The organism is Microbulbifer regidiadema (SeqCode), from assembly GCF_052467605.1.
Genome location: NZ_CP174316.1, coordinates 4,446,560 through 4,459,056, shown reverse-complemented (window position 1 = coordinate 4,459,056; position 12,497 = coordinate 4,446,560). Strand labels below are relative to the sequence as shown.

Below are 12,497 nucleotides of genomic sequence, written 5' to 3'. Positions count from 1 at the left end.
ATGCTAGAGATTTTCCTCCTATATCCAGCGCTACTCTCAGGTAGCGCTTTTATTTTAGGCCTAATCGTAGGCAGCTTCCTCAACGTAGTAATCCTGCGTCTCCCAGTTATGATGGAGCGGGAGTACAAGCGGGATTTCTATGACCACTTTGATGATATAGAACCCTCTGCCGCAGAACAGCAGGAGCTAAAAAAGCCCTTCAACCTGCTGCTACCCCACTCCCACTGTCCCAAATGCCAAACTGAGATCAAGGCCTGGCAAAATATCCCGGTTATTAGCTACTTACTACTTCGCGGCAAGTGCCGCTCTTGCGGGACCGGTATTCCCAAGCGCTACCCAGTGGTGGAGTTAATTACCGGCATCCTAACTGCTGTCGTCGTCTGGCAGCTGGGGGCCACCTGGCAGGCGTTGGCCGGATGCATCTTTACCTGGGCCCTTATCGCCCTGACAGGTATCGATTTTGATAAGCAACTACTCCCCGACAACATCACCCTACCCCTGCTCTGGGCCGGTTTACTGATCAATATTTGGGGGGTGTTTGCCCCGTTGCAGGACGCAGTTGTCGGTGCTATCGCCGGTTATCTGTCACTCTGGTTGGTGTTCCATATCTTTAAGATTGTTACCGGTAAAGATGGTATGGGTGCCGGGGACTTTAAAATCCTGGCGGCCATCGGCGCCTGGTTTGGCTGGCAGGTGCTGCCGCTGGTTATCTTGCTTTCCGCCGCCGTCGGCGCCGCTGCCGGTATCAGCTGGAGTATTGCGATGGGGCGGGATCGCAATTTACCCATCGCCTTTGGCCCCTACCTCGCCGGTGCCGGCTGGATCGCGATGCTCTGGGGGGATCAAATTATGGGGTGGTATCTCAATATCTCTGGACTTGCCAGCTAAAGCAAACGGCTCACTACTCCCCAGCCAATTGCATTACTATGACCCCAGCCAGCTATCTGACTGGGGTCTTTATTTTTATCGCGACCTTTTTTGAGGGGGCTAGCCAGTGCTTACAATAGGTTTAACCGGTGGAATCGGCAGTGGAAAATCAGCGGCGGCTGGATATTTCCGCGATCTAGGTATTCATGTGGTGGATGCCGACTGGGCTGCGAGGGTGGTAGTACAACCGGGAAAACCCGCCCTGGAACAGATCGCCCAGCACTTCGGTAGCGAAATACTACTTGAAAATGGGGAGCTAGACCGGAGCAAGCTGCGCACACAGATATTTGACGATCCGGGCGAACGCCAGTGGCTGGAGAGTCTATTACACCCTCTGATTAGACAAGAGATAATCTCCTCGCTAAACGAAAGCCAGGGCCTCTACGCGATTTTGGAGTCCCCCCTGCTGATTGAGTCGGGCCAATATAAACTCGTTGAGCGGATTTGTGTGGTCGACCTTGCCGAGGCTGTGCAGCTTGAGCGTGCCTGTGCACGAGATAACAGCCAGCGGGAGCAGATTCGCAAAATTATGGCTGCCCAACTGAGCAGGGAGCGGAGGCTAGAGAGAGCCGATGATGTGCTGGACAACGCTACAGACTTGGCCGCGCTTAAAACTCAGGTAGAACAGCTCCACCAAAAGTACCTACAGATTGCCCAGTCGAAAGAATCGGGCTAAGTTAATTAGAGTACAATTCCAATCCAGATTACTGTTAAGCCCAAACTATCTTATGCCTAAATCCAGCGTAACCCCGACACTCAACTGCCCCACCTGCAAAAAGCCCATTGAATGGAGTGATAAGTTTCCCTTCAAACCTTTTTGTAGTGAACGCTGTAAGCTGATTGACCTGGGGGAGTGGGCCAGTGAGGGACACAAGATTCCCGGGGAATCGGTATATGACGATGTACTGAGTGATGACCTGGACCCAAACAAACCCCGCCACTGAGAGCAAGTATCCAACCCCACCTGAACAGCTGCCGCTCAGCAGCTATTCAGAGTGAAGCCAAATTGATAAGGGCGCTAGGAAAAGTGCCCTTTGACTGCCGCAATAATCGCTTGATTGGCATCGGGAAAGTGGAACTTGTCCAGTTCGTCGACAGATACCCACTTGATCTCCTGTTGCTCCCGGCCGAGGGCTTCACCGGCAAACTGTGTCACTTGCCAGGTATCCAGCAACACGGTTTTCTCCGGGTAGTCGTGGCGAATTTCTACCAGCGGCCGCAGCTCCTGTAACTCAATCGCCACCTCTTCAAGCAACTCTCTGTAGAGCGCGTCCTGTACAGATTCGCCCTGCTCCACCTTGCCACCGGGAAACTCCCAGCGCCCCCCCATATGCAAATGGTCGGGGCGGCGGGCAATTAGGATTTTGCCATCCTCTCGGATCACTACACCAACAGCGACATGGACAACCTTACTCACACTACTACCTCAAGTCCGATATTCTGCGTTGATAGTGACATACTCGTGGGAGAAGTCACAGGTCCAGATATGCTCACTGCTCTCACCGCGCCCCAGCTCGATTCGGACGGTAAATTCAGGCTTGGAAAACACCTGCTCCCCAGCCTGCTCCCGATATTCTGCGGCGCGGCCACCGGCACTCACCACCTGTACGTCATCGAGGAAAATCTCCACCTTCCCGGTGTCCAACTCGCCTTTAATCGCGTTGCCGATCGCCATTACCAGGCGGCCCCAGTTGGGGTCTGAGGCGTAGAGTGCCGTTTTCACCAAGGGCGAGTCACCCACCTCAAAGGCAACCTCCAGGGCCTCTGCGCTACTGAGCGCACCATCCACTTGTACGGTAACAAACTTGGTTGCACCCTCACCATCTTTGACAATGGCCTGGGCGAGCTCTATATGCACTTCCGTAATTGCCCTGCACAGCTCCCGATAATTGATAGCCTCGCTATCATCGATCACCTTCCCCCGCGCAGCGGTTGCCATTAATACACAGGCGTCGTTCGTTGAGGTGTCCCCATCTACGCTAATGCGATTAAAGGAAGCTCCCACGGCCTCGCGCACCATTTGCTCCAACAGAGGTTGCGCAATACCGGCATCAGTGGCGACATAGGCGAGCATGGTCGCCATATTTGGCTGGATCATGCCGGAGCCCTTGGCAATCCCCACAACCGTGATTTCCTCACCGTTAATCTTGAGTTTACGACTCGCAATTTTGGGCCGGGTATCGGTAGTCATTATGGCTTCGGCCGCCCGCTCCCAGCCAGCGGGCTCCAGCTGTGCAGTAGAGCTTGGAATTGCGGCGAGCAATCTCTCTATGGGTAAGTGCTCACCAATCACTCCGGTACTGAAGGGCAATACCTGTTGTGCAGAAATTTTCAGTGCCTCCGCCACAGCTTCACAAGTAGCCCGAGCATCCGTCAACCCCCTTGCACCCGTAGCGGCATTGGCATTGCCCGCATTGATCACCAGAGCTCGCACATCGCCTCTGGCAATATGCTCTTTCGCAACCGTAACCGGGGCTGCACAAAATGTATTCTGAGTAAACGTGGCCGCAACTGAAGCTCCTTCAGCAAGTTCAATCAGCAGCAGGTCGTTGCGCTCCCAGTCTTTGATCCTGGCGGGCACACTAGCGAGGCGAACCCCTTCAACAAGGGGAATGGATGATTCAGACATAAAAATAACAACTTAGGGCTATACAGCGCTGGCAAACCCGAACCCCTGTTCACCGGAGCGAAATAGCGGAAACCAATGATTGATCAATATTATTGAAGCCTCACCCCGGCAAGGCAAGGCAAAAATAGATTTATCTGCGGAATAAATATTAATTTCCGCAGAAAGTTTTTTGATCGGACAAAAAAATACCCCGCTAAGCGGGGTATTTTCTCAATCTCGGCAGTGGAAAATTAGCTCTGGGCAGAGGAGGCCAATTTACCGTGGCACTGCTTGTACTTCTTGCCGGAGCCACAGGGGCAGGGATCGTTGCGGCCAACTTTAGGGCCGCGACGCTCCGGTGCCGGAGTGGCCGGCTGCCCGCTGGACTCGCCTTCTGGAAGCGCTGAAGCCTGAGCGTGCTGTAATTCGAGCTGCTGCTTGCGCTGCTCTTCCAGACGGCGCTGCTCCATCTCTTCTGCCTGCTCGCGAGTCATAGGCTCTACGTGGGCAAGGATACGCACCACCTCATGCTTGAGGTTCTCCAGCATGCTCTGGAACAGGTGGAAGGACTCGCGCTTAAACTCCTGCTTGGGGTTTTTGTTGGCATAGGCCCGCAGACCAATGCCCGCACGCAAGTGATCCATGCTGGAAAGGTGCTCCTTCCACAGCTGGTCCAATACCTGCAACATAATCTGACGCTCAATTGTCGGCATCAGATTGGTATCACCGGAGGACTCCGCAATACGGGAGACCTTGGCTGCATAGGCCTCCTGCGCAGCGGTGGTAATTTTCTCCCGCAGACTCTCCTCGTGCAGGGTGCGGTCTTCGTCGAGCCACTGCTGTACCGGGAGCTGAATCCCCAGTTCACCGGAGAGCTGCTGCTCCAGAGCTGGAATATCCCACTGCTCTTCCACGCTCTGCGGGGGAATAGAACCAGAGACAATGCCACTGACCACATCTTCACGGATAGCGGAGATGGTGTCACTGATGCTCTCGGCTTCCAGAAGCTCGTTACGCTGGCCGTAGATCACCTGGCGCTGATCGTTGGCTACATCATCGTACTCCAGCAGCTGCTTGCGGATATCGAAGTTGCGACCTTCCACGCGGCGCTGGGCTTTTTCGATAGCGTTGGACACCATGCGGTGCTCAATCGCCTCACCGCGCTCCATTCCCAGCATCTGCATAAAGTTCTTCACCCGATCGGAGGCGAAGATGCGCATCAGGTTATCTTCCAGGGAGAGATAGAAACGGGTAACCCCCGGGTCGCCCTGACGGCCCGCACGGCCGCGCAGCTGGTTATCGATACGGCGGGATTCATGGCGCTCAGTGCCGATAATATGCAGGCCGCCGGCCGCAATCACCTGCTCGTGACGCTTCTTCCAGTCCTCTTTGGCTTGTGCCAGTTCCGCTTCCGTCAGCTCGCGCCCCTTCTCCTGGGCAAACGCTGCCGCCTCCGCCTCCCAGTTACCACCCAGCACGATATCGGTACCGCGACCGGCCATATTGGTGGCGATTGTCACCGCGCCCGGGCGACCCGCCTGAGCGATAATCTGCGCCTCGCGCTCGTGGTACTTGGCGTTGAGAACCTGGTGCTTAATGCCCGCCTTTTGCAACTTGCGGGACATCTCTTCCGAGGTCTCGATAGAGGCGGTACCAACGAGAATCGGAGCCTGCTTTTCACGACAGTGCTTCACATCCTCAATAATCGCTTCCATCTTTTCTTCCTGGCTCAGGTAGACCAGGTCGTTGAGATCTTCGCGCTGAATTTCTTTATTGGTGGGAATTACCACCACATCCAGGCCGTAAATTTGCTGGAATTCAAACGCCTCGGTATCCGCCGTACCGGTCATACCGGCGAGCTTGGGATAGAAGCGGAACAGGTTCTGGAACGTTGTAGAGGCGAGAGTCTGGCTCTCACTCTGGATCTGAACGGTCTCTTTCGCTTCCAGCGCCTGGTGCAGGCCCTCGGAGAGGCGGCGGCCCGGCATGGTCCGGCCGGTGTGTTCATCAATTAACACCACCTGACCGTTTTGCACGATGTAGTCCACATCGCGGTTAAACAGCACATGAGCGCGTAAAGCGGCGTGCACATGGTGCAACAGGCCCAGGTTTCCAGGGGCGTAAAGAGACTGATCTTCCTTCATTAATCCACTGCGCGACAGCAGATCTTCGATCAATAGGTGGCCCTGTTCGGTCAGCTCAACCTGGCGGGTCTTCTCATCGACAGTGTAGTGCCCTTCCCCACCCTCTTCGGCGCGCTCCAGCTGGGGAACCAGTTTGTTCATCGCCATATAGAGGTGAGAGGAGTCTTCGGCGGCACCAGAGATAATAAGCGGGGTACGCGCTTCATCGATCAGGATCGAGTCCACCTCATCGACAATGGCGAAGTTTTGCGGACGCTGGGTGCGGTCCTCTTTGCGCAACACCATATTGTCGCGTAGGTAGTCAAAACCGAATTCGTTGTTGGTGCCGTAGGTGATATCAGCTTCATACGCCGCTTTCTTTTCTTCCGGCGGCTGCTGGGAGACAATAACGCCCACCGTCATACCCAGGAATTCGTATACCGGGCGCATCCAGTTGGCATCCCGCGAAGCCAGATAATCGTTCACCGTAACAATGTGAACGCCCTTGCCTTCAAGTGCATTCAAGTAGGCCGGCAGGGTTGCAACCAGGGTTTTACCTTCACCGGTGCGCATCTCTGCGATACGCCCTTCGTGCAGGGTCATACCGCCGATCAGCTGCACATCGAAGTGGCGCATACCCATGGTCCGGCGGCCCGCTTCGCGCACTGCCGCAAATGCCTCAGGTAGAATTTGATCGAGCTTTTCCCCGTCAGCGAGCCGCTGCCTAAACTCATCCGTTTTCGCCCGCAGGCCTGCATCGTCAAGCTTCTGGAAATCCTCTTCCAGAGCGTTGATCTTCCCCACGACCCGCCGCATGCGCTTCAGCTCGCGGTCATTTTTTGAACCAAAGACCGATTTAATCAGTTTGCCAATCATTATTTAGAAACCACTTATCTTATTTGCGCTGTCGGCGCTAATACCGGGCAGATCGATGCACCGACACTCCTTTATGCGAGAGGTGCAAGTAAACAGGAAGGCGCAAGCGCTGGCAACTCTTATGCCAAGCTACCAACAATTACGCGTAAAGGAAGGATAGTTCTTATCTGCCTGTGCGGCGGATGTAGCTGGCCGGGTCAACCGTGCGGTTATTTTTGTAAATCTCGAAATGGACATGGGGTCCAGTAGAGCGGCCACTGGAGCCCATCAGGGCAATAACCTGGCCTCTCTTGACCACGTCACCCAAGCCCACTTTAAGTTCACTGTTGTGCCCATAGCGGGTGGAGTAGCCATTGCCGTGATTGATCTCCACCAGCTGGCCGTAGCCGTGACGCTCATCGGCCCAGGTGACAACACCGGCGGCCACCGAGACAACGTCAGAGCCCATTTTGCCGGCAAAATCCACGCCCTTATGCCAGGTTCTGCGGCCGGAGAAAGGATCGGTGCGGTAGCCATAGCGGGAGGACATCCAGCCCTTGCTGATGGGGCGGCCCGCTAAAAACTGTTCATCCTCAAGCTTGAGGTTCGCCATCAAAGATTCGAGCGTATTCAGCTGCATCTGGCGATCTTCAATCTGGTGAGAGAGATCGCCGATAACTTCGAGAAACTCGGGGGGCTGATAGGGTAACTCAGAGGCACCGGCAAGGCCCGGGTCTTCCGGCCCGCCAATAGCCGGCGCACTGCCAAATTCAAACTCGCCTTCATCGAGGTTGGCGACAGAGGTTAAACGCTCACCGAGAGCATCCAGGCGGGTCAAGCGCGCCTGTAACTCGGCAAGTTTAACCGTAAGGGCCGCAAGCTGCTCCCGCGCCTCTCTGTCCGCCTCAGCAATTTCTGCCTGCTGCTTGCGCAGGGCGCGGTTCCAGGCCTTGGCGGTGCGGGAGTCAAACAGATCCGTTTCGGTAACCGGTAAATTCGCCCCCAGCAGAAACGCGCCCACAGGGAGGCTCAGCAGACACAAACCCAACAGGGCCTTGCTCAAGCTGCCAAAATTAAAACTGCGAGTCGCACCGCGATCGTTGACCAGGATTACTTTCATAGGGGCTGTGAGGAGTTCGACATTTTTTAATTTTCATTAGCCCCGATACATAAAGCCGAGGTGCCAAACCCGTAAGGGTACCAAAAATCTATAGACTTTCTGTGAAACAATCATACAAAAAAGCCGGCAGTATAATGCCGGCTTTTTGCGCAAGTATCAAACTGCCAGGATAGGCTTGATATAGGAGATCGGCGCCTCTTCCTGCTCGCCCTCAAAGGTGACCATTTCCCAGGCATCTTCCTGGGCCATCAGGTGGCGGAGGGATTTGTTGTTCAGAGCGTGGCCGGACTTAAAGGCTTTGAACTCACCAATCAGGCTGGTACCCAAGAGGTAGAGATCGCCAATTGCGTCCAGAATTTTATGCTTCACAAATTCGTCTTCATATCGCAATCCACCTTCGTTCAGAATACGGTATTGATCGATCACAATTGCGTTATCAACAGAACCGCCCTGCACCAGGCCCTTGGAGCGCAAGTATTCGATTTCATGCATAAAGCCGAAGGTACGGGCGCGGCTCACTTCCTTTACGAAGGAGGTGCTGGAAAAGTCCACAGACGAACTCAGATTGCGCCCCTGGAAAACCGGGTGGTCAAAGTCAATCGTGAAGGAGACCTTAAAGCCGTTAAAAGGCAGGAAGCTGGCAACTTTATCGCCATCCTCTACGGTCACCGGCTTCTTGATGCGCAGGAACTTCTTCGGAGCCGCTTGCTCCTGGATACCTGCGGACTGAATCAGGAATACAAATGGGCCGGCACTGCCATCCATAATGGGCACTTCTTGCGCGGACAGCTCGACAATCGCGTTATCAATGCCGAGACCCGCCATTGCTGAGAGCAAGTGCTCTACCGTAGCAATGCGAACGTCACCCTTTTCCAGGGTGGTTGAAAGGAGAGTATCGCCGACATTTTCCGCGCGAGCCTCGATTTCAACAACCGGGTCCAAATCGGTTCTGCGGAACACGATACCGGTGTCTACGGGCGCTGGTTTAAGGGTAAGTACAACTTTCTTGCCAGTGTGCAGACCTACGCCAGTGGCGCGAATAGCATTCTTAAGCGTGCGCTGTTTGATCATGAAACTATCTTTTCCCCGTCGGTGGACCACGCCCCTAAGGCGCAGTAAGCCATCGATATTAGCACAATTGCGACGCCAATACCAATTCTGGGCGAGTGGTCACTACAATAGAGCACCACCTACCTACTGAGGATAGATCAAGCAAAGATTGCAGCGCCAACGCATATCACTACGACAGCATTCTAAAGTCGTCAGCTCCGCAAGCGCTGTTAATAATTGTTAATTATTTTAGATAATTATTGCGATTTATTAGTTCCGGTTCAAAGTCTCTGTAAAACAGGGCAAGAGTCCACCCATTCGACGAGGTGGACTCGAGCAAAGGCCGCACCGCAGCGGCAATACCCAGCCGGAGCCGGGCAGACATGAGCGGTGTTCTACCACTGCGGTAGCGCTGCCCTAGTCTGCCTGACGGCGCAGGAACGCGGGAATATCCAAGTACTCCATATCCGCATCCGCCGGGTTCAGCGTAGAATTCGAGCGCTTGGGGCGCTCCGCATCACTGCGCGGACGCGGGTCAATAGCTTCGCGATTCACCAAACCTGCGGAACCGTGACCGGTGTGAGCGGCGTGGTTATCGCGGGTTTCGCGAGTTTCGCGAACCGGCTCGCGGGGCTCCGGGCGGCGAGAGCTATCCACCACCTTGACCGGACGCGCTGCCGGGGTGCCTTCGCCGAGGCCCGCCGCCACTACGGTCACTCGCATTTCATCGCCGAGCTTGTCATCCACTGCGGTGCCGATAACCACAGTCGCCTCATCGGAGGCGATTTCCTGGACAATCTCACCCACTTCAGAGTATTCACCCAGGGTCAATTCCTGGCAGCCCGCCTCTTCACTACCGGTGATGATATTCACCAGGATGCCGCGAGCGCCGGCCAAGTTAACATTATCCAGCAGCGGGCTGCGCACCGCTTTTTCAGCCGCTTCACGCGCACGGTTTTCACCGACCGCCGAACCGGAGCCCATCATCGCCATACCCATTTCAGACATCACCGTGCGCACATCGGCGAAGTCCACGTTCATGATGCCCGGGCGAATCATCAGATCGGCAATACCCTGTACTGCACCGAGCAAAACGTTATCCGCTTCTTTATATGCGGATTTCATCGTGATCTTACTGCCGAGCACTTCCAACAGGCGATCGTTGGGAATAGTAATCAGGGAGTCAACTTTATCGCGCAGCTCAAGGATACCCTCGTCAGCTACTACCGTGCGCTTGCGCCCTTCAATCTTAAATGGGCGGGTAACCACTGCAACGGTGAGAATGCCGAGTTCTTTGGCAATCTCAGCAACAATCGGTGTACCACCGGTACCCGTACCACCACCCATACCGGCAGTGATAAATACCATATCCGCACCGGTCAATACCTCAGCAATGCGATCGCGGTCTTCAAGCGCGGACTGGCGACCAATATCCGGGTTTGCCCCTGCGCCCAGACCGCGAGTGATTGTGTTACCCAGTTGCAGGATTGTGCGAGCCTCAATATCTTTGAGAGCCTGTGCATCTGTGTTTGCACAGATAAAGTCTACACCCTCAACATCATTGGCGATCATATGCTTAACTGCATTACCGCCGCCGCCGCCGACACCAATCACCTTGATGACAGGCTTATCCTGTACACTATCAACTAGTTCGAACATTGCTGTTCCCCTTTTTTGCTCATGTCGAATTTTACAGCCATGCCTAAAAAAAATCCCCCCGGGATGGCTTAATCTGGTTGCACTCTATTACAAATTTCCGCGAAACCAGTGTTTTACCTTATCCCACCACTGATTATCGTTGCGCACAGGCGGTATTTTGCCCTCTCGAGCCTCTTCCTGCTGCATCGCATACATCAATAATCCAACTCCAGTGGAATAAATTGGGTTGCTGACGATATCCGTCAGACCCGCAATACCCTGTGGCACTGCAAGGCGAACCGGCATATGGAATATCTCCTCAGCCAGCTCAACCGCGCCCTCCATTTTTGAAGAGCCTCCAGTCAGTACAACGCCCGCCGCACACAAATCTTCAAAACCACTGCGACGCAACTCAGCTTGCACTAATGTAAACAGCTCGTCGTAGCGCGGCTCAACAACTTCGGCCAGTGCCTGCCGAGATAAATCTCTGGGAGCACGATCACCAACGCTCGGCACCTTGATGGTTTCACCTTCGCGAGCGAGTTTTGCCAATGCGCACGCATATTTGATTTTCAAATCTTCAGCGTGCGGTGTCGGTGTGCGCAAAGCCATCGCAATATCGTTAGTGACCTGATCTCCGGCAATCGGTATTACACCGGTATGCCGAATAGAGCCACCAGTAAACACTGCAATATCGGTAGTCCCCCCACCAATATCTACCATGCACACCCCCAACTCTTTCTCGTCTTCAGTCAGGACGGCATAACTGGAGGCCAATTGCTCTAGGATGACATCTTCTACTTCGAGGCCACAGCGACGAATACACTTTTCAATATTTTGTGCAGCATTCACTGCACCACTTACCAGGTGGACTTTTGCCTCAAGGCGTACACCGGACATCCCCAGAGGCTCTTTTACCCCCTCCTGGTTATCAATCAGGTACTCCTGCGGAAGCGTGTGCAGAATTTTTTGATCCGCCGGAATTGCCACAGCCCTGGCTGCATCAATAACCCGATCGAGATCCTGCTGGGTTACCTCGCGGTCTTTGATGGCAACTATACCGTGAGAGTTCAAGCTGCGAATGTGACTTCCCGCAATCCCTGCGTACACAGAGTGAATTTCGCAACCCGCCATCAACTCAGCTTCTTCCACCGCGCGCTGAATAGATTGCACAGTTGATTCAATATTAACCACTACGCCTTTTTTCATTCCGGTGGAACGATGGGAGCCGATACCGACAATATTGAGTTCCCCATCACCGGATGCCTCACCGACGATAGCAACTACTTTAGAGGTGCCTATATCCAGTCCAACAATCATGCGCTGATCGGATACCTGTGTCATTTTTGTACCAACCTCGCTGAGCCGTATTCTGATTCAGGGCCTGCTATCGGACCAGAACACAGCGTTCGCTTTTAAACTTTTATCTGTAAAGCAGCCACCCGAGCTGCCTCTATATTTACTTTTCTTCGTCTTTCCACTCAACCGCCACGGCATTGCTGTAGCGTGTATCGACACTGACGACCTTTTGTAGATGCGGCGCCAGCACCCCGCGGCTCAAAAATAGAAAGCGGTGTACCCGCTCCAATAAAGCATCATGGCCGAGTTTTAATTCAATTCCCGACACCAACTCCAGATGCCAACCACTCAGGTCATCAAATGACAACCGTTTTACTTCCATATCTCGGGTGGTCAACAACCCGGCGAGCGCTCGGTACTGCAACATGATCCGCTCTACCAGTTCTTCATCCCCGGCCAATTCCGGTAATGCCTGGACACTCATGTGCGCCGGTCGCGGTAATAAGTCCCCGCTCGCTACCAGCAGCTTATCCTCACCCCAACTGGCGAGAGGCTGTGCCTCAGTAATATCTACTTCAACCCCCTTCGGCCAACGCCTGCTCACTGAAGCGGAAATAATCCAGGGGTTCGCGAGTAATGTCTGCCGCATTGCCTGAATATCTGCGGAAAAAAAACCGGCTCTCAGGTGAGGAAGGAGCGTGTCCCTTAATTCCTCTTCGCTTACCGCATTAAAAGCCCCGCGTACTTGCACCTGCTCCAGGGCATCAACATTACTGAGTTCAACCGATGGTGCCCAACGCCACAGCCAGACCCCACCATATAAAAGAGCTGAAAAGCTCGCGAATATCGCCAGCAAAAAAAAACACCGTCTCCAGTT

General features: G+C 54.2%; 11 protein-coding genes. 3 read left to right on the top strand and 8 right to left on the bottom strand.

The annotated features are described in order from the left end of the window. The 3 genes from ACJJIF_RS20155 (at window position 1) to yacG (ending at window position 1,871) form a co-directional block, all read left to right on the top strand. A complete protein-coding gene (locus ACJJIF_RS20155; RefSeq protein WP_444930052.1) occupies window positions 1-888 on the top strand; it encodes a prepilin peptidase in 888 nt (295 codons plus the stop codon). A 106-nt stretch (window positions 889-994) separates the two neighbouring features. Then, a complete protein-coding gene (coaE, locus tag ACJJIF_RS20150) occupies window positions 995-1,603 on the top strand; it encodes a dephospho-CoA kinase (RefSeq protein ID WP_444930051.1) in 609 nt (202 codons plus the stop codon). A 52-nt stretch (window positions 1,604-1,655) separates the two neighbouring features. Continuing rightward, the gene (gene yacG, locus ACJJIF_RS20145; RefSeq protein ID WP_108734183.1) at window positions 1,656-1,871 is read left to right on the top strand and encodes a DNA gyrase inhibitor YacG; all 216 of its coding nucleotides are present in this window, start codon (window positions 1,656-1,658) and stop codon (window positions 1,869-1,871) included. Between the two features lie 74 nt (window positions 1,872-1,945). Here the strand turns inward: yacG and mutT are convergent, their stop codons facing one another. The 8 genes from mutT to ACJJIF_RS20105 all read right to left on the bottom strand — a co-directional run bounded on the left by mutT (window position 1,946) and on the right by ACJJIF_RS20105 (window position 12,476). Beyond that, a complete protein-coding gene (gene mutT / locus ACJJIF_RS20140) occupies window positions 1,946-2,344 on the bottom strand; it encodes an 8-oxo-dGTP diphosphatase MutT (RefSeq protein ID WP_444930050.1) in 399 nt (132 codons plus the stop codon). Window positions 2,345-2,353: 9 nt separating this feature from the next. Further along, window positions 2,354-3,556: a bifunctional glutamate N-acetyltransferase/amino-acid acetyltransferase ArgJ gene (gene argJ, locus ACJJIF_RS20135; RefSeq protein WP_444930049.1), complete on the bottom strand. Its 1,203-nt coding sequence runs from the start codon at window positions 3,554-3,556 to the stop codon at window positions 2,354-2,356. 230 nt (window positions 3,557-3,786) lie between these two features. Next, a complete protein-coding gene (secA, locus tag ACJJIF_RS20130) occupies window positions 3,787-6,534 on the bottom strand; it encodes a preprotein translocase subunit SecA (protein WP_444930048.1) in 2,748 nt (915 codons plus the stop codon). A 163-nt stretch (window positions 6,535-6,697) separates the two neighbouring features. Further along, window positions 6,698-7,633: a M23 family metallopeptidase gene (locus tag ACJJIF_RS20125; RefSeq protein ID WP_444930047.1), complete on the bottom strand. Its 936-nt coding sequence runs from the start codon at window positions 7,631-7,633 to the stop codon at window positions 6,698-6,700. 156 nt (window positions 7,634-7,789) lie between these two features. Further along, entirely contained in the window at window positions 7,790-8,704 is a 915-nt protein-coding gene (lpxC, locus tag ACJJIF_RS20120) for a UDP-3-O-acyl-N-acetylglucosamine deacetylase (RefSeq protein ID WP_444930046.1), read from the bottom strand. 396 nt (window positions 8,705-9,100) lie between these two features. After that, window positions 9,101-10,342: a cell division protein FtsZ gene (ftsZ, locus tag ACJJIF_RS20115; protein WP_444930045.1), complete on the bottom strand. Its 1,242-nt coding sequence runs from the start codon at window positions 10,340-10,342 to the stop codon at window positions 9,101-9,103. An 87-nt stretch (window positions 10,343-10,429) separates the two neighbouring features. Beyond that, window positions 10,430-11,665, bottom strand: a complete 1,236-nt coding sequence (gene ftsA, locus ACJJIF_RS20110) for a cell division protein FtsA (RefSeq protein ID WP_444930044.1) — start codon at window positions 11,663-11,665, stop codon at window positions 10,430-10,432. 115 nt (window positions 11,666-11,780) lie between these two features. Beyond that, window positions 11,781-12,476: a cell division protein FtsQ/DivIB gene (locus ACJJIF_RS20105; protein ID WP_444930043.1), complete on the bottom strand. Its 696-nt coding sequence runs from the start codon at window positions 12,474-12,476 to the stop codon at window positions 11,781-11,783. Window positions 12,477-12,497: the final 21 nt, after the last annotated feature.